This window comes from Pedobacter cryoconitis (assembly GCF_014207135.1).
Lineage (GTDB): Bacteria > Bacteroidota > Bacteroidia > Sphingobacteriales > Sphingobacteriaceae > Pedobacter > Pedobacter cryoconitis_D.
The window spans coordinates 315,889-340,539 of the sequence record NZ_JACHCC010000007.1 but is presented as its reverse complement, the minus strand read 5'-3'; the positions used below and the strand labels follow the sequence as shown (position 1 = coordinate 340,539).

Annotated in this window: 20 protein-coding genes; 3 read left to right on the top strand and 17 right to left on the bottom strand. The window is 39.3% G+C overall.

Annotated features, from left to right (window positions below):
• The first annotated feature begins 33 nt into the window (after positions 1 to 33).
• The gene (locus HDF25_RS14905) at positions 34 to 1,614 is read left to right on the top strand and encodes a capsule assembly Wzi family protein (protein WP_184626077.1); all 1,581 of its coding nucleotides are present in this window, start codon (positions 34 to 36) and stop codon (positions 1,612 to 1,614) included.
• Here the strand turns inward: HDF25_RS14905 and HDF25_RS14900 are convergent.
• From HDF25_RS14900 to HDF25_RS14820, 17 genes are all read right to left on the bottom strand, one after another.
• Entirely contained in the window at positions 1,592 to 2,698 is a 1,107-nt protein-coding gene (locus HDF25_RS14900) for a DUF1972 domain-containing protein (protein ID WP_184626075.1), read from the bottom strand. The two genes, HDF25_RS14905 and HDF25_RS14900, sit on opposite strands and share 23 nt — an antisense overlap.
• A 6-nt stretch (positions 2,699 to 2,704) precedes the next feature.
• Positions 2,705 to 3,382 (bottom strand): SGNH/GDSL hydrolase family protein, encoded by a 678-nt coding sequence (locus HDF25_RS14895; protein WP_184626073.1) that lies wholly within the window; start codon positions 3,380 to 3,382, stop codon positions 2,705 to 2,707.
• Positions 3,375 to 4,070 carry an acyltransferase gene (locus tag HDF25_RS14890; protein ID WP_184626071.1) on the bottom strand — a complete coding sequence of 232 codons (696 nt, stop codon included), beginning with the start codon at positions 4,068 to 4,070 and terminating at the stop codon, positions 3,375 to 3,377. The genes HDF25_RS14895 and HDF25_RS14890 overlap by 8 nt, the downstream gene beginning before the upstream one ends.
• A gap of 13 nt (positions 4,071 to 4,083) precedes the next feature.
• Positions 4,084 to 5,163: a glycoside hydrolase family 99-like domain-containing protein gene (locus tag HDF25_RS14885; RefSeq protein ID WP_184626068.1), complete on the bottom strand. Its 1,080-nt coding sequence runs from the start codon at positions 5,161 to 5,163 to the stop codon at positions 4,084 to 4,086.
• A 19-nt stretch (positions 5,164 to 5,182) separates the two neighbouring features.
• Positions 5,183 to 6,289: a glycosyltransferase family 4 protein gene (locus HDF25_RS14880; protein WP_184626066.1), complete on the bottom strand. Its 1,107-nt coding sequence runs from the start codon at positions 6,287 to 6,289 to the stop codon at positions 5,183 to 5,185.
• A 32-nt stretch (positions 6,290 to 6,321) separates the two neighbouring features.
• Positions 6,322 to 7,164, bottom strand: coding sequence for a glycosyltransferase (locus HDF25_RS14875; RefSeq protein WP_184626064.1), 843 nt, complete (start codon positions 7,162 to 7,164; stop codon positions 6,322 to 6,324).
• Positions 7,145 to 8,434 (bottom strand): glycosyltransferase, encoded by a 1,290-nt coding sequence (locus HDF25_RS14870; RefSeq protein WP_184626062.1) that lies wholly within the window; start codon positions 8,432 to 8,434, stop codon positions 7,145 to 7,147. The genes HDF25_RS14875 and HDF25_RS14870 overlap by 20 nt, the downstream gene beginning before the upstream one ends.
• The gene (locus HDF25_RS14865; RefSeq protein WP_184626060.1) at positions 8,431 to 9,768 is read right to left on the bottom strand and encodes an O-antigen ligase family protein; all 1,338 of its coding nucleotides are present in this window, start codon (positions 9,766 to 9,768) and stop codon (positions 8,431 to 8,433) included. Before HDF25_RS14865 ends, HDF25_RS14870 begins: the two co-directional genes overlap by 4 nt.
• The gene (locus HDF25_RS14860; protein WP_184626058.1) at positions 9,761 to 10,993 is read right to left on the bottom strand and encodes a polysaccharide pyruvyl transferase family protein; all 1,233 of its coding nucleotides are present in this window, start codon (positions 10,991 to 10,993) and stop codon (positions 9,761 to 9,763) included. The genes HDF25_RS14865 and HDF25_RS14860 overlap by 8 nt, the downstream gene beginning before the upstream one ends.
• A gap of 38 nt (positions 10,994 to 11,031) precedes the next feature.
• Entirely contained in the window at positions 11,032 to 12,039 is a 1,008-nt protein-coding gene (locus HDF25_RS14855) for a nitroreductase family protein (RefSeq protein ID WP_184626056.1), read from the bottom strand.
• A gap of 33 nt (positions 12,040 to 12,072) precedes the next feature.
• Positions 12,073 to 13,620 carry a hypothetical protein gene (locus tag HDF25_RS14850; RefSeq protein WP_184626053.1) on the bottom strand — a complete coding sequence of 516 codons (1,548 nt, stop codon included), beginning with the start codon at positions 13,618 to 13,620 and terminating at the stop codon, positions 12,073 to 12,075.
• A 4-nt stretch (positions 13,621 to 13,624) separates the two neighbouring features.
• Entirely contained in the window at positions 13,625 to 15,982 is a 2,358-nt protein-coding gene (locus HDF25_RS14845; protein ID WP_184626051.1) for a GumC family protein, read from the bottom strand.
• A 31-nt stretch (positions 15,983 to 16,013) separates the two neighbouring features.
• The gene (locus HDF25_RS14840) at positions 16,014 to 16,748 is read right to left on the bottom strand and encodes a polysaccharide biosynthesis/export family protein (RefSeq protein ID WP_317618209.1); all 735 of its coding nucleotides are present in this window, start codon (positions 16,746 to 16,748) and stop codon (positions 16,014 to 16,016) included.
• Positions 16,749 to 16,927: 179 nt separating this feature from the next.
• The gene (locus tag HDF25_RS14835) at positions 16,928 to 17,656 is read right to left on the bottom strand and encodes a tyrosine-protein phosphatase (protein ID WP_184626046.1); all 729 of its coding nucleotides are present in this window, start codon (positions 17,654 to 17,656) and stop codon (positions 16,928 to 16,930) included.
• Positions 17,657 to 18,106: 450 nt separating this feature from the next.
• Entirely contained in the window at positions 18,107 to 19,504 is a 1,398-nt protein-coding gene (locus tag HDF25_RS14830) for a cation diffusion facilitator family transporter (protein WP_184626044.1), read from the bottom strand.
• Positions 19,505 to 19,626: 122 nt separating this feature from the next.
• Positions 19,627 to 21,912: a glycosyl hydrolase family 95 catalytic domain-containing protein gene (locus HDF25_RS14825; RefSeq protein ID WP_184626042.1), complete on the bottom strand. Its 2,286-nt coding sequence runs from the start codon at positions 21,910 to 21,912 to the stop codon at positions 19,627 to 19,629.
• Positions 21,913 to 22,015: 103 nt separating this feature from the next.
• On the bottom strand, positions 22,016 to 23,215 hold the full coding sequence (locus tag HDF25_RS14820; RefSeq protein ID WP_184626040.1) for a winged helix-turn-helix domain-containing protein: 1,200 nt from the start codon (positions 23,213 to 23,215) through the stop codon (positions 22,016 to 22,018).
• A 213-nt stretch (positions 23,216 to 23,428) separates the two neighbouring features.
• On the opposite strand from HDF25_RS14820, the gene HDF25_RS14815 reads away from it, so the two are divergent.
• The gene (locus HDF25_RS14815) at positions 23,429 to 23,974 is read left to right on the top strand and encodes a DUF4402 domain-containing protein (RefSeq protein ID WP_184626038.1); all 546 of its coding nucleotides are present in this window, start codon (positions 23,429 to 23,431) and stop codon (positions 23,972 to 23,974) included.
• 142 nt (positions 23,975 to 24,116) lie between these two features.
• The gene (locus HDF25_RS14810) at positions 24,117 to 24,629 is read left to right on the top strand and encodes a DUF4402 domain-containing protein (protein ID WP_184626036.1); all 513 of its coding nucleotides are present in this window, start codon (positions 24,117 to 24,119) and stop codon (positions 24,627 to 24,629) included.
• Positions 24,630 to 24,651: the final 22 nt, after the last annotated feature.

Here is a 24,651-nt window from a genome sequence, read left to right as displayed (position 1 = left end):
CAGCAGCGTAAAAATCAAATTCATTCTACAAACATGAGCTATAACAGACCTGTTAAATGCGTTTTTCTGAGTATCCTATCTTTTTTAATCCTATCTGCCAATGCCAACGCACAAACCTCACCTGTTAATTATGAGATAGAAACACAGGCTATCGGCACATCAAATGATGTCGTACCCTTCTGGATGAGGTCCAATCAATTTGGTTCCGTTCCCCTGGCCGGTGCTTCGGCCAGCTTTATTGGGCGTGCTTACAAAGACTACAGGGATTTAAATTCGTCTGAACAACCGTTAACAGACTGGGGGTTTGGTTTTGAAGGAAGGGCCAATGCCGGTAGAAATTCAACAGCTAAAATCATAACAGCCTATGCCAAGGTCAGACTCGCTATGTTTCAGTTTAAAGCCGGAAGAGCCAGGGAGGTGATGGGCCTGAATGGAGATACACTGTTGAGTTCAGGAAATTTTGCCGTCTCCGGAAACGCATTAGGGGTACCAAAACTAGAACTCTCTATCCCGGAGTATTATAGCATACCCATTTTTGATGGATTGTTTTCTGTTAAAGGCAATTTTGTTCATGGATGGGTTGGCAGGGCTCCAATTCTGGATAGCATAGTCCCTGCAAAACACATTAAGTATTATATGATTGACAGAAATCCCAAAACCTATTTTCATCAGAAATCACTTTATGTCAGACTGGGAAAAGAAGACTGGAGACTCAAACTTTACGGAGGTTTTAACCACCAGGTGTACTGGGGTAATGAACAGGCTTCATTTGGCCCGAATTTCAAGTTATCACCAGCTCAATCCTTTTGGTACGTAGTTTCCGGAAAATCCTACGGTACTAAAGGCGTACCTACGTCTAAAATCGGTAATCAGCTAGGTTCTGTTGACCTGGGAGCTGAGTATGACTTCGATGCAGTTAAAGTTATACTCTACCGCCAGAGCTTATACGACGTAGGCGCATTATCAAAACTGGCCAATATAAGGGACGGACTAAACGGAGTCAGTTTTGAAAATAAATACTATGAAGAGGATGAGACCGCTGGTTTCATGTGGAAAAAAGTGCTGTTCGAATTCTTTTATTCCAAAGACCAGGCTGGTTATCCCTGGTCAGTTTTCACAAAATCAGGAGATGAAGATTACTACAATAATTTTTATTATGTCAATGGCTGGTCCTACCAGGGCATGGGAATGGGAACTCCCCTGATCACCCCAAGACATGACGCAAAACCCGGGCAGGCCATTAAAAAAGCCGATTATTTTATTAACAACCGGGTAGTGTCCATACACACTGGTTTAAGCGGAAGATTAAATGACTGGACTTTTATGACCAAACTAACTTATTCCTGGAATTACGGAACCTTTGGAACCAGCATTTATGGAAATTCAACAGGCCATATCCGGAATCCGCAGACCAAAAATATATTTGTACCTGTTGAACAATTTTCCTTTTATCTTGAAGCCGAAAAGAAACTAAACCATGGCTACAGTGCCGGTTTTGCAGCCGCTGTTGACCATGGAAAACTTTTAAATAACTCTATAGGTTTAGCCATCAAACTGAAAAAAGACTTTCAGCGGGCAAAAGACAACCATGCTACCTCGTCAACACTCCGTTAACTTCGCTCAGATGTTTTTCATACTGATCTACGATCAATTCCCAGTCATAAATATTGGTGATCTTATTTCTGTTTTCCCGGATCATTGACTGATATTTCTCCTGATCGTACTTCACCATTTTTAAATGGGTAGTTACCTCATCCGAAGTATTGAAATAAATAGCATCCTCCCCTAAAATGTACCTGTTGAAAGGATTATCATTGGCACAGATCAGGCTACTGGATGCCATTGCCTCTAAAAGCGATGGATTCGTTCCTCCAACAGTATGCCCATGGAAATAGACATTGGAAAAATGCCTCAGGTTGTTCAGGATATCAATATTATAAATTCCTCCTGTAAACCGGATCTGCTGGTGTGCTGAATACTTTTCTTTCAGATAATTGCCATAAGCCGTCTCATGTTTGCCGACAACCAGAAATGGACGGTTTAATTTTGCTTTTGCTACACCATCCAGAATAATTTCAATACTGTTTTCAGGTTCTAACCTTGCAACCAGCATATCATATTGATACGCGGTCAATTGATACTCCTGAAGACCAGTTTCGTCTGCCTGCTCAAACAAGGTGGCGCCATAAGCTATAAATGTAGAATCAGCTCCATATTTTTCTTTTAAATAATCCTGAATACCAATAGAATCCGAGATCAGATGGTCACTGTATTTTACCCCTAATTTTTCGGCCCATTGCAGAAACCTTCTTACTTTACCCGAGTATTTTGTCCGCTTCCACTCCAGCCCATCCATATTGGTAGTCACTACAACTTTCCTGGGTAACAACCAGCCCCAAACCGAGCCACTGGTATATCCCAGCTGAAGGATAACATCACATTTACGTTTTCTTACATCAAGAATACAGTTTAAGTCATAAATAAACTGACCAGCAGTACCCAGTTTAAATTCCGGATCATAACAGTGGTGCAGCTCAACCCCATTCCATTGTTCCTGCTGCCAGGGGTGATTGTGTGAATTGTAAACTAATACTTCGTGCCCCTTTTTCACAAGACCCAGCGCCAGGTATTCTGCACATTGCTCAAATCCCCCATAGTGGTTGGGAATACCACGGGTTCCAATAATTGCTATCTTCATTGTATTTTACTTGAATAAGTATGCTATTTTAGCCCAGATCCGGTTGGCGATGTTTTCCATTCCCGTATCAGAAGGATGTCTGCCAACTCCCTTATCGGAATACTGGATAATTGCCGTATTTTTCGCTCTGTCCTGATATAATCCCTGTAAATCAACGTACAACCAGTTATTCTGTTCACAGGTTGTCTTCATCATACGGTCTATATTTCGATTTGGCCAGAAGCTCCCTGCCAGACAGACTTTTAAATTTTTATTCGCTGACAATTCATGAACAAATGCCAGTAAATGAGTGCCCAGTAAATTTTTAACTGCTAAGGAATCATTGATATTCTCCCCAATCTCCAGTATAATGAGATCTGCATTCAACTTGCTATATTCCTTAAAGGCATCAATATTGTATTTCCAGAATTGTCTTTCAAAAGAATCAGCAATATTCCCGAACTTAATAACCGCATCAGGTTTAACCGCTTTAATCCTTGACTCCAGCAGATGCACATAATCCTTTTCGGCAGCACTTGCTGCCATTCCCCAGTTGCCCGACCAGCCTACTGATGCTTTGGCCCCATGATACGTTATACTGTTTCCCAGAATCAATACTCTAAGTGGTACTGAATCGACACGATTATTAGCGTAAACAGACAGGTTAGCTAATAATAAAGCAAGCAAAATTATCTTTCTAATCATATAAATTTTTAATTACACGGGCAGGAACACCTGCAATAATTGAATTCGGCGGCATACTTTTGTTCACAACTGCACCCGCAGCAATAATTGAATTGTCACCGACAGATACCCCGGCAAGAATAGTCACCTTGGCCCCTATCCAGCAGTTTTCACCAATATTGATTGCGGACCTTGTCGTCCCCTGATTTTTAATGAGTTTGTCCGGATCACTATAATTGTGATTTTCAGGATGGCAGCTAAAATATTGTCCAATGATCGTGTTATCACCGATAGATACTCCTCCGGAGCCCCCGATACTGGAAAACTGCCCAATACCTACATGATTTCCGATATGTATGAACTCGCCCAGATTATTAAATGAGGTCGATACAATGAGTTGAGTGTAAGCACCCACACCTGACGAGTTTCCGATACTCAGTTTTCCTTTTCCCAGCCCACTCAGGTATACGCCAGAATCAATTTTAACCCATTTACCAAAAACGATATTCTGGCTATTGAAACAACGCACCCCCTTACCCAGGAAGATCAATTGGGGCTTTTTAAAATGAATCAGTAAAAAACATACTCCTCTTAAAAGGTCAAAACTTTTAGTAAACACCAGGTTGAATAAAGTCCTGCTGGTGATATTTTCATCAAATTTAAAGGAGGGATTCCTTTTGGTAATAATCGTTTGAAACAATCTCTTCATTTGTTCTGCTTATTTATTGCAATGCTTCTTTAACAGCCTCTAAAAGCCCATTCTTATTTTGTTCAGTTGGCGTTAACCAGGCCCCTTCCCCATATTCATTCCAGGCATAAATCATTGCAATATTAGCTGTAGAGCCAGAAGGATTATTTTTCAATGTCCAGGCTTTTAATTCTTTGATAGATTTATACACCGAAGCCCGGGAGTAACCTTCGAAATGTGGAGAAGTCCTTTTTGCCTTATTCATTTCATCCCATGGTCTCGGGTCCCAGTTTAAAGTCGTCACCGGCAAATAGGGTTTCCCGAATTTTAAAAAAGCATTCCACACAGATTCCTCTTTTGGGCTTATCGCCTTTATCGGACTAACCGATTGTCCGGATATCAATGTCTGATCATGATAGTTATATCCCGTCAAAAAATCAAAGCCACACGCATCAGCCTTTGCTGCCTCCGATTCAAGAGGTGGGATACAAATAGCGATGTTCACCCCTTTCAGACCACTAGCTACTGCCTCAGCTCTGAACTGAGCTAAAGCACCCTTCACATTTTCTATCGTCCCAAACGACTGGAGGAGCATATTTAGACTCAAAAAAGTGATTAGTGGTTTGCCTTTGAATTTCAGATAGGCATCTTTCTTAAAGAGATCAATCCACACTTTTGTCAACCTCTCCCAATCAGCCGGGCCAATTGAATACCCGGTATGATTGGCAACCAGCAAATTAAATTTCAATCCTTTTTTAGCAGTTGAATCCAGAAACACGTTAAGCGCATGATTCCTTGGCTCAGGCAAATTCTTTTTATACAAATCAGAATAGTACCAGCAAAAACTAAAGAAATCAATTTTTGCCTCAACTGCCAGATCAACCTGCTTCTGGATAATTTCAGGTGTACTCGTAATCCAGCCCCAGACTGGTTCTCTGACACTATAGTTTTGTTCCAGAGATTTGGTAATATGGAATGTTTTCCCTGTCCACCCATCAAAATAATAAGCACCGACCAGCATTCGTTTAGACTGAACCTGGGCATAACTATCAGATCCGGGCAGACAGGCCGATCCGATTAAAAATAAAAGTCCAATAATCAATTTACTTCTCATATGCTGAAATTTTAAGATTCTAAACCATTTCACTTTTAAAAACGGAATCTATTTTCTGATAAAAACCATTTAACGAGAACTTTTCATCAAATACCCTTTTAGCATTCAGACCATGTTGCTGTAATAGTTTCCGGTCATCAATATAATTAGTCAGTGCAGCTACAAATGAATCCATATTATTGGGTTCAAATAAAAACCCACTGACAGCATTCTCCACTATTTCAGGTAACCCTCCGTGGTTTGCGGCTATAACAGGCCTGTATAAACTCATTGCCTCTATCGCAATCCTTCCAAAAGGTTCTGGTTTTGTACTTGGAACAATAACCACATCAGACCAGGCATAAATTCCGGCGGTATCCGACACAAAATCCAGGAACTCAACCTGAGCTGTAAGCCCCAGTTTTTCTACCTTTTTCTTCAGCTCATCAACCAGTCCTTCATTTCCCAGAGAAGTACTACCTACTATCCTTAGCAACACACGTGACGAACGGATTTTTGTCAATGCTTCAATCGCAAAATCCTGACCTTTCCAGCCATTGATCCGGCCAATAAGCAGCACATGTAACAACCCGTCCGGTCTTTCTTCAATTGCTGTAGTAAACTCCTTACTAAATCCCTCAAAAGCGTTGTGTACAACAAAACTCCGGTCCAGTTTTTTAAAACTATTCAGTGTAGAATTAGAATTAAATATAATTTTTGACCCGGCACATTTCAGCAAGAAAGAAAGTACTTTACTCAAAAATTTATTGGGGATTTCTCTGATATGAATTACTTTCATTTGCTTCAGAAAAGGCGCCAAAAGGTAAAAATCTAAAATCACCGAAGTGTTTACATAAACCACATCATATTGATTGTACAGCTTTCTTTTAGAGTTAAACGAAAATAAAGGAAAAATAATCTTACCCCACTGAAGTTTCATTAAATATGTTTTACTCAGCAGAGAAAGATTCATATAAATAATATCAACACCTAACTTTTCCAGTTCAGCTACTAACGGGCCAGACCGGGGAAGAATAACAGTTATTTTTTCGAAGTCACCTGACTGATTAAAGTATTTGATAACCTGTAAAAAACTCCGGTCAGACCCATACATATCAGCACTTTGGTGTACACAAATAATCTTCATTGGCATATATTGTTCATTTGATGGGCAAGCTATTATTTTAAAAATCTGATGTCCTGATATTTCAGTGCTAATTTCATAGAGACCGCCTTACTGTAAAAATGGGCAAGGACCATGGCGACAGGTCTGTCCGAAAGTATTTTAGGCCAGGTGCTTTTTAAATTCCTGAACCGGCTTAACATAATATCTGCCGAAGGATTCGACCACAGCACTGTATCATGATCAAACCCGATATCCAATACACATAATTCTTTCTCCAATTTTGCGAACCCGAGCATAAAACTTGTATCAATTCCATACAGACTTAACCGCTCATCGAATTTCATCTGATGATGCCAGAACATCTTCGATGAAATGACCATTCCACTGGTGATGGCCAGCACATTCCTTGAACTCATCACTCCAGTCCTTATTTTTTTCCAGTGTTTCCCTTTAAAATACACAAAGGAACCAGGGCTCACTAGTTTACCATTGTTAAGAATAAGCGGCAGGAAAAGAGAAACATCTGCGTAGTTGAACAGTGCAGCATTTAATCTGTCAAAATACAATACGGGGATATGACTATCCTGATCTAACAGCATAGCATAATCATATGACCTGTTACGCAGCACCTGGTTATACAATTTCGACAGCCATACATTCTCAGGCGTATGGATATATTGAAAGCTATCAAACTGTGTTGACAAATCATTTAACTGACGCTCCGGACATCTGTCAGGACTATTGTCCCAAACGACCAGCTCCAGTTCAAACAACTTCATATTTTGCAATAACAGCGAACAAATGGTAGAAGATTCCGTTATAGTTTTTTTGTAAAGGACTACCAGAACAACCAGCTTCGGTTTAAAGGACACGAGGTTATCTGTAATTATTTTCATCTACCGTGCGTTTTTTGTAAATAGAAAGTCTTTGTTGCATTAGTTTCTCATAGGAGTTCTCTTCCTTCAGGGTCCGTTGGGCATTGGTCAGCAGCCGGAGTCCTAAGTTTTCATCTTCTATAATCTTAGTGATGGCCCAACAAAATTCCTGTGGACTGTTTCCAATCAGACAATCGCGTCCGCTTTCAAAACACAATCCTTCAGCACCGACTTCAGTCGATACAAACGGTACTCCCAGATTGACTGCCTCAATGATTTTCATCCTGATCCCACTTCCTATACGGATAGGAACAATAAAGATGCTGTTCTCCAACACTTCATTAAGGTTATCCACATATCCCAGAAAGCTGACACCATCCAGCTGTTCCTGATAGTTATTGACTGTCTGTTGGTTCCATTTGCCAACTATTTCTACCCTTAATTGTGGATAACCAGCCTTCAAAGGTTTCCAGCAATTCATCAGAAACCAGTCCAGTCCTTCTTTATTTGGGAAATGATCTTCCCCACCCAAAAAGACCAGTTTATTCTCAAAAGAGAAACTCCCGTCTTTTTTCCCGGCCTTCATCGGTACCGGAGAAGATACTAAATGCGTTTTTTTGATATCTTTTTCCAGAATAAGCCTGTCTGTCTCTGATAAGGTACAGACTGTATCATATTTTCTGAGTGCTGACAGTTCAAATGCTTTGTTCTTCCTGTAGATTCTTTTTAGAAAACCCGAACTAAAGCTAAAAAGCTCCAGCTCTCTTTTTTCGCGTACAAACCTGATTTCGTGATGAACAAAAATCCTGTGAGAACTACGCGGAATATATTTTGCAAAAGAAATCAGCTGATGAAATTCTACCTGAACGTATTCAAAATTATCCTCCAGCAGCACATCCCTGAAATGATCGATAAACCCTTTCGGAAAGCCAAAACTCTTCGATCTGAAGAGTGTAGTATTCAATTTTAATAACTGATCCAGGTTTGTTTTACAAAAGACAGAGAACACCCCCTTTCCTACCAGACGATTAAAAAACTCAGAAAACCGGAATAATATGGTGTGGAATTTATCACTGAGAGATTTCTCCCTGATCAGATAGGGCTTAAAATTTACATTACTCCATAATGTTTTTAATTCTTCATAATGCTCCTGCTCATGAGGTTTCATGGTAAAGGCTATCGTCATCTTAAAATGATGACGCAGTTCATCATTGAATTCGAACTGGGCAATTCTTCCACCCGAATTCAGAGGAAATGGCATATAGGGTGTAACAATCAGTATCTTCCTCATTGGTTTCTGTATTTAATTGAAAAAAAAGTTATAAAAAGAAATAGGGGTAAGATTGCCGTCGAGAAAGGGGCCCAACCTGTTAACCCATAGATAATATAAGCCACAAACAGCCCGGTTAAAGTCAGGGAAAGGATTTCATTCCCACCTTGTTTAATCTGTTTCTTGGCTTTAAATAGGTTACCGAATAAAAAAGAAAACCATAAAATAACGCCAACGATGCCCAATTCACTCAGCACAATCAGATGGATATTATGTATTGGATTAATGGAGAAGAAATCATCCATCGTAACCTGGCTTACAATTCCCAGGTGTTGTGAGATATAGGCAAGGTGCGCATTTAACCCTACACCGATATAGGGTGAAGTATTAAATATATTGAATGCCATTAACCAGTGTACCATCCTGTTATCATACTGATCAGAAGAATCACTCTGCAGGAAAAGTGCACTCAGCGGAGAATAGACGATCAGATAACCCAGTACCAGCACTGTCGGCACAACGAATTTCAGGATGTTAGCCAGCGAAAAGATATTCTTATGTGCGTTTTTGTTGATATAATAACAAGCAGAAAGCGTGATAATTAAAGCCAGATAAGAGGTTCTGGAATAGGTCAGAAAAATGATCAGAATACAAAGTATCAGACAAATAAGACTGGTCTTTTTCCTGAAATTATAAAGATAGGTTGAAAGATAAAAAGATGCCGAAATAACCATAAATAAAGCCAGCCTCCCCGGATGGTTAAAGAAACCCACAGCCCCACTCCTGGTATCGAGCCTGGTTGCCCAGATTTCTGCCGATTCATGAAACAACCTGGTTACAATAGATAAACCTAAAACGGGAAAACAAATAGCCAGGAAGAACTGCGCACCAGCAAGTAACATTAATCCATCAAAAAGACCATTAATAATTGCTGATCTGGTCAGAAAGCTATCCAGTAATTTAAACAGAAGGATATTGGACAGAAAAAAAACTGCCAGGATCCAGGTTCCTGTAGGAAAAACATTGTAAGGATTAAAAACAGAAGCGATCAGCAATAAACAAAAACAGTTGATCCAGTTATTAATTTTAAAAGAGTAATCAATATACTTCCAACGTGCAAAGGGTAATACAGCGACAATTAAACCAATACATAACGAAATGATATAAATCGGTTGAATAGTCCCTGCAACGTCACTGATTTTCGGTGTATTCAGTGCTTTTCCAAATTCAAAAGGAATACAAAAGATATAAAAACTAACCCATAAAAATTTAGTATCCCTTTTTTTAGTCTTCAGGAATATTGCTCTAAACAGATAAACGAAAATTATTATAAATAAAAGTATCCCTTTATCCATGGGTATAATTATTACTGGTTTCTAGTTTAACTTTACCAATGTTCTTTTTTACATTATGCTCAATAGCCTTAAAGTTTTTTGTAAAAAGCAGGATCTTTTCTTTGGAATCTTTCAGTTTATCATAATCAATCAGACAGTTATCCGGATCAACATCAAATAGTTTCACCATTCCCTCAAATTTATTTGCATAGGAGATGCCAAACATAGGTTTGGAAAAGGTAAGCCCGGAAATACCTAAATGCATTCTGCCAGTTATCGTAAAATCTACCTGAGCTACATATCCTTTTAGCTCAACCCCGTTTTTAATCTTTTCCGTATAAAAACAATCCACAGACCGTGATTTGAAATAATTATTTAAGCTGTTACTGATTGTACTATCACTCGCAGGCCCGCAAATTGGCCTGACATCATGATAAAGGAAAACAAAGGCATAATTACCATTATCCAGAAATCCCTCCAACAATTGCTTCAAACCATTCATGTAATTATCCAGCCCGATTTTCTTGGCCTGAATTGCATTTGGACAAACCCCTACAACCATTTTACCACTGGATTTAACCTTGTCAATCCATATTTTATAATGATCATAAGTCGCCGAATAATAACTTTCAGGAAGATCAGGACAAATAAAGGCGATGTCATTGGTCAGAATCAACCTGTCAGCAGGAATGAATTCCTTCATCCTCATATAAGATTCAACGTCTCTGATTTTTAATCTGACATTTTTAGAAATCTTACCAAACTTGGCCTTAACAGCCGGAAGGATATTTTTACTTACACTAAAGCCCGAAATCTGGGTTTCCACGTTCATCCGGTGCGCAAGTTCTATCATTCTTAACCTGTTGACAGAGTTATGGATCCTGTAAGTCCCATCCATGATATCTGCACCAATAATATAGACCAATGCGCATTTCCTCATCAAAAACAAAAGGCTGAGAAAATTAACCTTATCATTAAAACCATCTCTGAACTCTATATCTCTGTTAATAGTCCTGTAATCCTCGCGAATAATTTTATACCCGTTCAGGATACAAACCGGCGAACCATTGGCGAAATTTTTTATAAAACTGGTGATCATGATATCTTCCCCGAAACCGCCATTCAGATTAGCAGCAGGCAGGACTAAAATCCTGTTGGTGTTTTTTTTAGCTTTTATAAAAAAAGAGCATAACAAAGCTAAAAACCAGAAAAACTCAACATACAAACCTTTAAATAGCTGTTTCAAAATATTTATCAATTAAAAAAATTAAAAATTAGATCCTGTTATCTTACTTCCACGATGTCTGTTAATGGCTTCCTTTCAGAAATTGCCACTTTAAACTCGTCCTTTAAATTCCCGACAGCCAAAAACATGATTGGCGCACAATCACTATCCATCTGCATAGAGTTTCTGAAGGCTTCGTATTGTTTAACTGCATAACTGGTGTTCAGACAGCAAACCCCCAGTCCTTTCGCATGTAGTGCCATAACAACAGACATAGCGAACATTCCCCCATCAATGAAGACCTGATTCCTTTCATAAGCGAAAAAGGAAGATATTTTACCTGTGATGACAATCAGTGAACTAATATGTTCCCCGAACCCTTTATTACCATTCTGTACATTCAGAAGTTTTTTCTTTAATTCAGTATTTGAATGTTCTATAACATATACCTTCCAGGCTTGCCGGTTACAAACAGAAGGCGTAAATCTGGCCGTATCAATCGCATCCAGAATAATTTCGGTGGGTACAGGTTCTGTTGAAAAATCCCTGACACTATGCCTGGATTTAAAAAAGCCTTTATAATCAAAACCCAGTGTTTCCGTGATTTCGGCTTTAGGAATGAGTTTAGTTCCTCCGGTCTTATCAATCACAGATTCATCACATATAAGCAGGAGTTTTTCTAATTTTTTGATTAAAAAATCCGGGATCTGATGATAAGATTTATCGAAATTCAGATATTCCCTAAGCGTAAATGCAGTTGTATCAGTAACCGCGTCTATTCCATAATTCCCTACATATTCTTTAACTATATCAGCTAAAGCAGAGATCCTTGCAATACCAAATCCCGGACGGGGCTCCCTTAAGGCCAACCCCTTTTCAACAGCATGATATTCTTTAATAATATAGGCCTGCATCATTTCTTTATTTTTCAGTTGAAATGATGCGGACTCCCTTTTGAATTTCTTATAATCATAAATGTAATCCCTGATAATTGACAGCTGGGTCTGCTTCGACCTGTAGAGCCTCTTGGCAGATTTCGGAACGATCTTTTTAATTATAGTTAACATCGGCATATATTTTTAGGGTTGATAAAGGATTTCCTACATAGGATTGAACTGTTTCTTTGCGGTCAGCCTGGCTGATAACTGATGTATCATTTTTTTAATGATTACTTTTTCATCCTCACACAAACCAAAAAGATAAATACTGGAAACGAAGACCAGCATTCCTGCACACCCTGTGAAGACGAACCTGAAACTCAGATGAACATAAGAAACCGATAAATAACAGGTTAAGACCAGAAAGGCCATTGGTGCAAGCACCTTATAAACTACATTGGAGAAATATAACTGAATTGATAATCCGGCGATACTTTTCAAAAAAAACAATCTTAAAGTACAGGCAATAAGCTCTATCAAACAGTAACCGATGAATACTGTATAAACCGGGTATCCGAGCTTTAAAATAAGATAGGCCAGGGGCAGTGCCAGTAATAAAACTGAGCCGACTACAGTCTGGTAAACCTTAACTTTTCCTGTTGCCTGAACCGCAGACTGTAAACCGATAGTCAGCTGATTAATTAATGTGGCACATAACATTAAAGAACAAAAAGCACCAGTATACTGAGGAACATGTGTTAACCATAAACGAAGTATAGTATCCATCTCAAAAATACAGGGAACAGCCACAAAGGCCAGCAGGAAGAAACCGAACTTACTTCCAATCATAGAAAGTCTCAGCATTTTTTCGCGGTTTGCGGCACCTTCACTTTTCATAATCTGGGGATTAATCGCCCTTAAGAGTGTCAGGGAGAAAAAATTCAGCTGAGCAGCAACCTGATTAGCGATCCCGTAGGCAGCATTAACCACTGTTCCTAAAAAAACATTCAGCAGAATGGCCAGTCCTTCTGCCCTTCCCAATGCACATAATGACCCGAATAAATTCCAGCCCGCAAAGGACATCAGCTCTTTAATCATCTTCATATCTACCGGATAGATCTCAGTCAGGGAGCAATCTTCGTATTTCCGGAAACAATACACTGCATAAAGCAAAAGGCTGATGATACTTATTCCGGCAGTCAATAGCCCGTAAACAGCCAGTTTATCCTGGGCTACAACATATAATGAATAAGCAATTCCCAGTTTCATTGCTGTCTCAATAATATTGACGATGGCTACCCACAGCATATTTTCATGTGCAACTAAAGAGCCTGTAAAAGGCACCGCGACAATAGTAAAAAATACAGTAACGGACATAAAATGATAAATCAGCTTAGCTGTATGTACTCTGTTTTCAGGGATATTCAGGAATCCGTCAAATAAAAACAAGCCCGAGATCTCCAGTCCGGCTACAATTAACAATCCTATTCCAAGGTGCAGGACCAGACTATTGGAAAACACTTTTTTCTGCATTTTCAGATCACTTCTTCCCTGGTAAAAAGAAAGGAACCTTTGTGTAGATGTTGCCATAGCCGTATTCAGAAAAGACAACATGGCAATCACACCAGCGATCAGATTAAATACCCCATAGTCTGCTGAACCCAGCGCGTTTAAAACCAGTCTGGTCGAATACAATGAAATCCCCATTGTTATTAACATCCTGGCATAAAGTATACCGGTGTTAACAACTACCTTATTTGCTGATTTCATTTAATTAGCCCTTTGTTTTAAATAGTCTGCTGAAAAAACCGGGCGATGTATTGTTTACTTCATAATTCCCGTAACTATATCCATACCCATAGCCCTTTGTAGCGTGTATATCATTAACCACAATGCTTAATCCTTTCATTTTTCCACTTGCCTGCAAATCATCCGCAATTTTCAACTGTTGTTTCAGGGTATAATTCTGCCTTACGACATACATACTTACATCTGCATGCGAAGCCATCAGCTGTGCATCAGTTACGATTCCTATCGGAGGGGCATCAATAATGATATAATCAAATTGCTGTTTCAATTCTTTCATCAGCAAATTGGTTCTTTCACTCAATAATAATTCTGCAGGATTTGGCGGGATTGGCCCTGAACTCACGATAAAAAGGTTTTCCTGAATTTTCAATGGTTTCACAATATCTTTTGAGGTCAGGTCAGTATTTGTTACATAATTGGTAAACCCAACCGGATTTGAAATTTCCAGTTTAGCTGACAAACCTGGTTTGCGCAAGTCAAGCTCCATCAACAAGACTTTCTTATTGGTCAATGCCAGGATATGTCCGAGATTAATAGAAACAAAGGATTTTCCTTCTCCCGACATACTGCTCGTGATGAGTATAACCTTTTCGTCTGCGTTTTTAAAGAAGAAAGAGAGGTTCGTTCTCAATGCCCTGAATTGCTCTGAAATAGCAGATCTGGATCTGTTTGCTACAGCCATATTATCTGTTTCCTGGTCATGACTGATCTCCCCTATTATCGGAACCTGCGTTATTTTAAGAATATCTTCCTTGGCCTGTACTTTATCGTTCAGGGTATCTTTTACATACATTAGTCCTAAAGGGATAATTAGTCCGGCAACCATTCCCATTAAGTAGACAACCGCTTTTTTAGGGCTGAAGGGTTTGATCTCTGACTTAGGAGGGTCTATAGTTCTGGAATTGGCTATGTTTGAAGTTTTAGATATTGCGGTTTCTTCGCTTTTCTGCATCAGGAAAATATAAAGCTCCTGTTTAATCCGCTGTTGTCTGGCCAGATTCAGATAATTCCGTTCAATCTGAGGAACATTTTTAACCTGTCCTTCGGCTTTCTTCATTTGCTCATTAATCCGGTTCCGGGTAATCACAAGCCCATTCAGTGTGGTTGCAATATTAGATTCAATATCGGCCCTTGCGTTTGCAATTTCCTTATCCATCAATTGTATACCAGGATTGACTTCCGTCACCCCGATCAGACGTCTTGCACGTTCTAAAGTCAGCCCGTTGTATTTCTCTACTGCGCCATTGAACACCACATCCACAGGGATCAGCGAACTAGGTAAAACTCTTTTATTTTTGGCTTCATCTTTTAAATAATCCTGCAAACTCTTCAGTACACTAATCTGTGTTTCTATCTTCCCCAGATCATTTACATATTGTCCGGTAGTCTGAACCAGTAATTTAGACTGTTCGGACATGTCGGCCAGGTTATTCTTTTGTTTAAAATCCTGAATGTTCCCTTCCAGTCCGCCCAATTCTCCTCCGATATAAGCTAACCGGTTTTGTATGAATTTAACGGTACTATCGGCCACTTCATTTTTATCTTTAAGATTAGCCTGTACATATTTTTCGATAAGTTTACTCAGAATGTCTTCACCCTTTTTAGGAATCGGATGATTTAAAGTCAGATCGATTACAGTTATCTGCTTATTTTTGACTTCCACATTCAGTGCATCCATCAAATCCATAACCCTCGAGTCTACTGACTTGATGTTAAAACTATATTTTTCATCTGCGGCAGAAATACCCGCATTTCTTATGATCTGAATGACCCCTACATCCGGTATGGCAAAGGAGTGATCAAAACCAACTAAGGTATCTAAACCGTCCGTGGTAACAGCTAGTTTTCCATTTTCCAGGAAATTCACCTGGACATCAGCAGCTTTAATCGTATCAACCGCCGCAATTATTTTCACTTTATAGGGAGACTCATATAATTCAATGTTCTTGACTGTCCCTTTTCTGTAATAAGTAACATTCAGCCCCATGTCTTTGACAACCTGCTCCATCAGATTCCTCGTTTTCAGGATCTCCGCTTCATTATCAACCGTACTCTTAGTTCCTAAAAGGCCCCCCAGATCACCTAATAGATCAGCGCCACCGGACAGACCTGCTCCTTTTTTCTCGTCATTAACCAATACCCTGGCAGAGATTTTATAATTAGGTGTTTTATACCTGGCATATAAATAAGATAATGCAAGACAGATAAAAACTGACAGGCCGATCCAATACCAGTTATCAAGTACACGTGAGAAGATTTGTTTCAAATCCAGACCTTCTAATTCCTCATGCACAATCTTATCCTCAGAAATTGTATTCTTCATTTAGTGTTTATAAAAATGTTAGCGCTTTTGTTTATTTAAGCCTTGAGAACAATACAATCAATACCGAAAGAGCGGTTCCGATAATGGCAAATGTTTGTGTTCTGGCCTGGTTCAATGAGGCTGCTTTGCCTTTATTTGGTTCCACATAGATCACGTCATTTTGTTTCAGATAATAAAACGGGCTCTTAAAGAGTTGAGAAGAATTCAGATCAAGTCTTACAAATTCTTTTTTACCATCATTTTCTCTGATAAGCAATACATTTTCTCTTTTTCCGAAGATGGTCAGATCGCCTGCCAGGCCTAAAGCATCTAAAACACTTACCTTTTCATTTGGCACTACATAAGTGGATGGTCTGGCTACTTCACCTAATACAGTTACTCTGAAATTTGCATACCTGACCTGTACATTAGGATCCCTGTATACAACGGCTGCTTTACTTTTAATCAATTCCCTGGCCTGATAGGTGGTCAACCCTTCGACTTTCACCTTTCCAACGACTGATATATCAACTTCTCCATTTTTATCAACCAAAAAACCATTGGTAGAAGCGGGTGGCGCCGGATTGAGCGCAGACTGAATACTGGTATTTATACTTTGCCCGGCCAGCTGATTAACAGGCATGGCACTTGCAGGATCAATAGTTATCATGGAAATGGATAAAATATCGTCCGTCTGAATAGTTAATTCATGAAAAACAGCACCATCTGACAGCTCAGACTGATTAATTGCATTGATATCCTGAAAATAAGGGACTTTTTTTGTCACAGAACAAGAACTCATCAAAAAAACAGAGCCAATAACTAAAAAATTAAAGAATTTTCCAGTAAACAAACCTTTTGTCATAGTAATCTAAATCTATTAAACCAGCTTAACCACCAGAATTAAGTTAAAGCAAAACTAATTGATTTAAATACCAATTAATCTACCCACAATTTGGTATTTAGTCAGACAAACAGCTCTTTATTCCTGAAATTCACATGACCAATCTGATGAAACAGCCTTCCGCTACGTATTTCTCTGGTCAATATTTCAAGATGCTTTTCATGATGCAGGTCGGTACCTGCCAGCTCGTAATAGTTTTTTTGAATCAGGTATTCTGCCTGTTTTTTTACTTCTTTTCCATAGTACCCGGATAGAGACAAAAGATTGAGCTGAAATAATACGCCGATATCTTTAAGACGATGAAAACGCTGGTGTTTATCAAAATAGAAGTTATAGCGCTCGGGATGAGCAAGGATTACGATGTAACCTCTGAGCTGAAGATCAAAGATTATCTTTTCTATATCAGGCATTTCAGCCAGATAAGACATCTCAATTAAAAGGTGTCTCCCGGGCAGGCATAACAACTGATCAGAAACCTTAAAAGTATCATTGATCATATATTCTGCCGCTGCCCCTATCTCTATATCTAAATTTGTTTTCTGTAAAGCCAGCTGTGTTTCATTCAGGGCCGATTTTATAGTTTCGGGTGTGTTTGGGTATAATTCTGTAAAAACATGAGGGGTACAAAGTAGTTTATGAAACCCCAGTTCTCTGAGTTTTTTTATAAATCCAACGGTATGTATTATATCAGCGGCACCATCATCAATACCCGGTAACAAATGAGAATGCATATCTACACCCAGCCATTCTATATGATCGACTTGCGTTTTTTTTGTAAAAAAGGAGAACATGTTAATAGATTTAAAAGATTTTGTGAAATTAAACCAGTATTCCATAACGGCAGATGAAGAACTGTTTTTTAAACAAAAATATAATAGCCGGATGCTATATTCACCAAATTTCAACGACAAATATTAATAATAGAGAAATATACCTAACTATAGGTAGTGTTTTACCTCGTTTATTACTCCATTTAATCAAAAAGCCCCCTGAAACAGGAGCCGTTTAAAACTCAATCAGAAGTATTATCATAAATGCTACTTTATAAGATTATTCATTTATTGTTGAGCCTTTATTCGATAAAAACTGAATATAGTCTTTAGCACCTGTGAACAGTGTCTGAACAATGTCTGAACAAAGTATATACAGTACACTGATTGTCAGTGAATTACAAACAGTGTATTTTCAAGTTTTTTTTGGATTGTAATTGATCGTTTTTAGAGAAATCCGATCGGCTTTTCTTAGCCGTTCACTGGATATTTCGATAGGGGTTCCGGATCAATATGGACCTTTGTGACGTCCATGATTTGTGCCCGGATCTTACGTTCAATAGCCGACATAGTAGCGTGAACTTCAAACAGAGCCATATCGTCCGGAAGTGGTAAAGTCAGTGTCAGCACAATTCCATGATCAGTAATTAAAACATCCTCCAGAATGGCATCTTTATCAATTGACTGAACGACTTTCTGTATTTCACTTTTAAGATGGTGGTCGATTTGCGCCTCATAAGGCTTCTCATTCAAAGGCTCCAGATGTACCTTGATATGTACAGGTGATTTGAATTCTTTAATTAAGGCTTTTTCCAGCTTCTCGGAAGCTACATGGGCTTGTGCAAGGTTTAACAAACCAGAAACCTCCATATCCAGCTCCAGCCAGATCTTTTGTTCAACCAGATACACATGCAGATTATGTATCCTTAAACCCAAGCGGTCGGCAATCGCATGGACAGTCACAGCATAAGGTTCATTAACTGCAGCCTTCGGCTCAGGGTGGATAATAATAACAGCATCGGTTCCCAGTTCCTTTGAAATGACTTTCTCAATCTGTTCAGTTAACTGATGAACCTTTTCAAAGTTAAGCTCCCGGTTTGTGCCTATAACTGCCTCTACATAGGGAATGTTACCGACATACCTGAGCTTGGTTTCCACCGTACCGGGGATAACGCCTTCCTGTTTTTCTATTAACTTATTTAAACTCGGAATGAGTTCTTTGGGAACATTGTCCATCAATGAACGGACTGCCTGCGAGCCGATGTTCCAAAAAGATTTTAAAGCAGCAAATGCAACCCCGAGCGCAGCAATTGCATCGACGCGGTTTACAAGCCAGAGCGGTAATGTGATATAGCGGGAAAGAAAAATCACAAAAAGACCGGCCAGTACCGCAAATGAACCTAACAAGTCATTACCAAAGTGCTCAGCATCCGAAGCAAGTGAAGGACTGTTATAATGAGCAGCGGCTTTTTTTAAACTTTTAACCCTCCAAAAATCAACTAACAAACTGATCATGATAATCGCAAATGACCAGACGGTGATCTCAGGTGCTCCGGGATGCCAGATAATCGTCGAAATGGAATGGTACAAGATCCAGACCGCTGTTACCGCAAGCAGAACCATACCGCCTAAGGCGCCTAAAGATTCTGCGCGTTCATGACCATAAGGATGATTCTCATCCGGCGGGATCGAAGAAACACGAACCACAACAAATGTAATCAGCGTGGAAAATAAATCTAACAAAGAATGCGCTCCTTCGGCAATCAGACCTAAGCTTCCAGTTGCAATTCCGACAATAAATTTCAAGGCAGACAAGCCTGCACTGGAAATAACCGAGATCGTTGTGATTAATCGTTTACTCTGTATCATAAATCTGTCAGTTCAGCTCCTAAAATCTAATTGACTTCTTAATTAACCAAAATAAGATCAAGTTGTTGTCTATAATTTTGCTATATCTCTTTTGAAATAGATCCATCTACATAAGTAAGGTCTTACTTAAGCAGTATATATTCCATACCGGGATTCGTCCTAAAAATCAATGTATTTCCTTCTTTCACATAATCAACCTGTTTTTTCAACCCTCTAAACACTGTATAGATCTTAGGTGAGCTTTCCGGCCATGGATTGATCATTTTACAGGTATTGCCCTTCTCACTAAAGATAGAAATATTCTTAATTTCTTCGTTTTGCTCTGCCGAGACCAAAAAAGCACCTTTTGCTCTTAACCTTTTAAAACTTGCCGGCTTTTTCCAGTAAGGGAAAAGTATCATCACATCATTATAACTCTGCAACAGCATCATATTGATCGCATCAATAGCACCTGCCTTTTCGATTCCGTGAACACCATCATTTATCGTCATATTATTTTGCAACTGTGCCTTTATTACTTTTTTAAAATTTGGTAACAAGACATCCGGATTATAGTTGCTTTGTATGGCAATAGGAAAAATTTTAATGAAATTGTTAATGTTAAAATATCCTGGATAACCAGGCCTGGTATAATAATCAATAGTATTGTGTGCCAGTTGCAATGAGTCTGGGTTGGATAAAAAACCCAATGCTCCGGCAGGATAAATAAACTCAAGAACGGACAGATTATTTTTAGGTACAAGCCATCCGGCGTCATCCAGTGTAAACATCTTTTTTCCTTCAATAATGGCTGTGGGGAAATCACTTAATTTATTCAATATATCTGTCCATTTTTCCTTTTTATCCTGATCAATATTCAAATCACCGCTGGCTTTGAGTAAAAATTTATAGACCATACGTACAAATCCCAGGTCAAGGGAGGCATTTTTGTTCCAGGATTCTTCGTGAGCCCCCGTCCAGAGTACGTATTTCCTTTTTCCACCAACTGTATCAACCTTCAGATAGTCCTCAAAGAAATCTCCTATCTTTCTGATAAATGGATAGGATTTAGTCTTTAGAAACAATTTGTCCTGCGTATATTCATAATTCCAGATAAAGATGACAGAAGAAAATGAAGCATTGATGGTCTGATTCAGATATACATCATCGGTCACGCTCCCCCATGGACCTAAGCCTACCGGGAACAATACTCCTTTCAAGGATTTACCTTCCAGGTCCTTATTCAATTTATACGCGTCATTCTCTGCCCTTCGCTCACCTTCAGGTACAAAATCCAGAAAAATATCATAATAGGAATGTGTCAGTTCTGACCGGTTGGAGGAGAACAGACCATAAAACGGGCCTTCTCCATTGTAATTTAGGTGTATATCACTATGCCAGCTGGCAGAATCAGTGGTAATCCAGATTCCGTATAGTCCAGGGCAAACTTTACTATTTTTTGTGCTTGCCGCAATTTCATACAAAGCACCATAATAGTACTTTTCAAAAGTATCATCATGAAGTTGTATATAGGAACGGTCCCAGTACTGTTTCCACCATTGCTGACTCAGCAACTTCTTTTTGTTGAGGGAACTACCAGATAATGCCATCAATTTTTCACTGCTTTGTTTTGTATAAGCATTGTTTTCTTTTCCTCCTCCTGATATGTACGAAATGATTTTTACCGGTTTACCTTTTGAAATGGAAAAGTCTGAAGTAGAAATTGATTTATTGTCAGTTGACAGTTTTGCTTCTGTTCCCATTATCCTCGTGCTTATTGCGGCTTTAGAGGTCCAGGAACCTATAAAATCAGGTGAGTTAGTAGATCTTGCTGCTACTGCAATCTGACCATTTACAGCCGCCTGAGAAGGATAATTGACATGATCAGCCTTGGCCCACGTTTCTACACTTACGGTAACAGGCAATTCTGATTCTGTCCAGATTTCTGTCACTAAATAATTATCATTTGCATCAATCCATGACCGCGTCCTGGTTATTGCATCAGTCCCAAATGTGCTTCGTACTTCTGCATTTACAACATCTTGTTCCAGCAAATAATTAGCAGCATGCGATTGATTCTTAATTTTTATTGAAATCCCTCCAATTGGAAGCGGGGCAGGATCCTTTTTTGAATCTTCAAATAATTTTATTTCCGAAGACCAGAAATCAGATTTGGCAATATAAAATACCAGTGTAGATAAATCCCCTCCTACGGTTGCTCCTACATCTCCATTTCCCATAATCGCACCTCGGGTAAGCCGCTTTGTAACCACATCTTTAGGCGGACTAGTCCATTTTCCAATGAGTTTAGGTGTTACTTTTTGATAAAACTGTGCTGCATCTGTAATACTCCGTTTACCTGATGGCAATTGCGCCTTAAGCCCTAAACCCGAAAAGATGATGACTGCAATCAAAAATAGTTTGTTCATTTGTTATATATCTACCTGTAAACTAGCGATCCTTACTCAAAATAGTATAAAAAAGAATTACACAAACGTTTGTTTAAAATCGATGCAAAAAGAAATATCACATTTAATCTGATACGGAGAAACTTTTGCTGATCACTTCTAAGTAAGTTTCATTATTGGATTTCTTGAACGTAATGTCCCGGCATTGATTGAACTGGACAAACTCCTTTAAGGCATGAATAAACTTTTCGATAATGATTTGCTCAAGATCAACCGGTTCAAAATGAAGGTTATGGACGATCAGTACTTTTTGCTTGCGGTCGGCTTTGGCATCCATCCTTGCGATAAAGGTATCCCCTGCAAGTACAGGTAATGAAAAGTAACCGTACCGGCGCTTGGGAGCAGGCACAAAGCATTCGATCTGATAATCAAAATTGAAAAAATCCTTTAAGCGGTGACGAAAGACGTTGAGGATATCAAAGGGTGAAAGAATGAAGACTTCATTGGAGAGTTTACTATTAATATCCTGATTGGAGAGCATATAGAGCGGACCTTTCAGATCCTCGACAATTACTGTTTTTACTTCGCCGGTCTGATTCATTCTTTCCAGCTCCTTTTTAATCAGGTTGTCTTTCACACGACGCGCGCGCCAGATCATTTCTTTGACAGAGGCAATGCCGAGCGCACCTAAGGTACGAAGGATGACAAAACGGGCATATTCTTCAGCCGTAGGCATGGTTAAGTCTGTTTCCAGCGGCACCAGATTAAGCGGTAGGTCGTAAACTTTATGGAAAGCTTTGGTACGACTGATCATCAGGCTTCCATTGAGGTAGAGCCTTTCGAGCGCAACCTTGGCGGGCCGCCAATCCCACCAACCAGAACTGGCTTCCTGACGGTCGTTTTCAAAATCTCCGACCATCAATGCTCCTTCCCTCTCCACCCTGTCCAGAATCTGTTTCATTAAATTGATTTCTGGTTTACTCAGTGGATTGCCCTGCGTTTCAAATGCTCCTTTTACAGGCAATGAAAAGCGGAAATCACACATCGGAAGATAACCCGCATCCGAAGTGAAATATTCATAAACACGGCCATCTTCGCAAAGACCGGCCAGCCATTCTGTTTGATAGCCCGGTACACGAGCAGCCATGACATGGTGATGGGCCCGCTCCACGACGTAATTCGTGTCCAGTTGTACGAAACCCAGATGGTCAATCACTTGATAAACGGCTTCGATTCCCGTTCCAAACTGTGCTTTCCGGGCAAGCCCGGCAGCATCAAGGATGATCTTTCGTGCAAGCGATTTCGTAAGGATAATATATTCCATTAGCTAAATAATAATTTGGAATTACTTAATTCAAAAATACTCAGAATTGAGTGGATTAACCAAATTCACATCGGAGTAGAAATAGCTAAAAACAAAACAGCCTTAGATTTCCACAAGGCTATTTACTACACATATCAATATTTTTGATTACATTTAACAAAAAAAACAATCAAAAATATTGTCTTTCAGAACTATTTTGAAATTTAACCAAAGATGAAATCGGTATTTACCAAAACGGGCATTACGTATCTAATCTCATTAGCGATGACATCTGCTTCTTTTGCCCAGGTGGTACCTGTTATACCTATGGATAATTCTCCATTCGGACAAGTATCAGCGACAGCTAATACCACTGCGAACATCGTAACACAATTAAGCATTTCAAGAATAGTTGACATGGATTTTGGCGAAATGAAAGGAACAGCAATAGCTGGCACTGTAATTTTAACTCCTGCTGAACAGAGAATTGCAAAAGGTGGGGTATTACTTATTCCCGGAACAGCCGAAACGGCCATGTTCACTATCGGCGGACAGGGCAGCTACACCTATTCGGTTACCTTACCCCCATCTGCTCATGCTGTTGCTAACGGAGTGAATAATATCACTGTCAGTGATTTCAAAAGTTTACCCACTAATACCGGTAATTTATCTGATGTACTTACGCTTAATGTTGGTGCTACTTTAAATGTTGCCGGCAACCAGGCTGCCGGCAACTATACCTCTGCTTCCCCGTTCAATGTAGTTGTAAATTATAATTAACTATCTTTTATTCACGAAATAGCTAAAACAAAAAAAAAACAGTAAGATCCAACCTACATAAAAAAACATATAAACAATTATAAATCAGTACATTTATACCTTAGCACACCAAACGCTTACAACACTCTTAACCTAAACAATCATGAGAATTTTCTTAGCCACAGTTGGTATTACTTTCACCCTGGTATCATTAGCCGTATCCTCCTCTTTTGCACAAGCCACAGCGACGGCTAATGCATCGGCAACTATTGTAACACCCATCAGTATAACAAAAACGGTTGATATGAATTTCGGTAACGTTGCTGTAAATGCAACAGCTGGTACAGTTATTTTAACTCCCGCAGGTACCAGAAGTTCAACAGGTGGTGTTACACTTCCGGCAACGGCAGGAACAGTAACTGCTGCGTCATTTACTGTAAATGGACAGGGTGCATACACTTACGCGATTACATTACCATCAACGGCACTTACTATTGCAAGTGGCGCTAATAACATGACTGTCAGTACTTTTACCAGTACACCATCTGCAACCGGCACTTTGACAGCTGGCACACAAACGCTGAATGTAGGTGCAACTTTAAATGTAGGGGGTAGCCAGGCAGCAGGTACTTATACCTCCGCCAGTCCTTTCAGTGTAACAGTCAACTACAATTAAACGACACTCAATTGTCGCATAA

Excerpts from the sequence above, each read along its gene's own strand:
- HDF25_RS14905 (WP_184626077.1), top strand. The coding sequence starts at position 34 with ATGAGCTATAACAGACCTGTTAAATGCGTTTTTCTGAGTATCCTATCT.
- HDF25_RS14900 (WP_184626075.1), bottom strand. The coding sequence starts at position 2,698 with ATGAAGATAGCAATTATTGGAACCCGTGGTATTCCCAACCACTATGGG.
- HDF25_RS14895 (WP_184626073.1), bottom strand. The coding sequence starts at position 3,382 with ATGATTAGAAAGATAATTTTGCTTGCTTTATTATTAGCTAACCTGTCT.
- HDF25_RS14890 (WP_184626071.1), bottom strand. The coding sequence starts at position 4,070 with ATGAAGAGATTGTTTCAAACGATTATTACCAAAAGGAATCCCTCCTTT.
- HDF25_RS14885 (WP_184626068.1), bottom strand. The coding sequence starts at position 5,163 with ATGAGAAGTAAATTGATTATTGGACTTTTATTTTTAATCGGATCGGCC.
- HDF25_RS14880 (WP_184626066.1), bottom strand. The coding sequence starts at position 6,289 with ATGAAGATTATTTGTGTACACCAAAGTGCTGATATGTATGGGTCTGAC.
- HDF25_RS14875 (WP_184626064.1), bottom strand. The coding sequence starts at position 7,164 with ATGAAAATAATTACAGATAACCTCGTGTCCTTTAAACCGAAGCTGGTT.
- HDF25_RS14870 (WP_184626062.1), bottom strand. The coding sequence starts at position 8,434 with ATGAGGAAGATACTGATTGTTACACCCTATATGCCATTTCCTCTGAAT.
- HDF25_RS14865 (WP_184626060.1), bottom strand. The coding sequence starts at position 9,768 with ATGGATAAAGGGATACTTTTATTTATAATAATTTTCGTTTATCTGTTT.
- HDF25_RS14855 (WP_184626056.1), bottom strand. The coding sequence starts at position 12,039 with ATGTTAACTATAATTAAAAAGATCGTTCCGAAATCTGCCAAGAGGCTC.
- HDF25_RS14850 (WP_184626053.1), bottom strand. The coding sequence starts at position 13,620 with ATGAAATCAGCAAATAAGGTAGTTGTTAACACCGGTATACTTTATGCC.
- HDF25_RS14845 (WP_184626051.1), bottom strand. The coding sequence starts at position 15,982 with ATGAAGAATACAATTTCTGAGGATAAGATTGTGCATGAGGAATTAGAA.
- HDF25_RS14835 (WP_184626046.1), bottom strand. The coding sequence starts at position 17,656 with ATGTTCTCCTTTTTTACAAAAAAAACGCAAGTCGATCATATAGAATGG.
- HDF25_RS14830 (WP_184626044.1), bottom strand. The coding sequence starts at position 19,504 with ATGATACAGAGTAAACGATTAATCACAACGATCTCGGTTATTTCCAGT.
- HDF25_RS14825 (WP_184626042.1), bottom strand. The coding sequence starts at position 21,912 with ATGAACAAACTATTTTTGATTGCAGTCATCATCTTTTCGGGTTTAGGG.
- HDF25_RS14820 (WP_184626040.1), bottom strand. The coding sequence starts at position 23,215 with ATGGAATATATTATCCTTACGAAATCGCTTGCACGAAAGATCATCCTT.
- HDF25_RS14815 (WP_184626038.1), top strand. The coding sequence starts at position 23,429 with ATGAAATCGGTATTTACCAAAACGGGCATTACGTATCTAATCTCATTA.
- HDF25_RS14810 (WP_184626036.1), top strand. The coding sequence starts at position 24,117 with ATGAGAATTTTCTTAGCCACAGTTGGTATTACTTTCACCCTGGTATCA.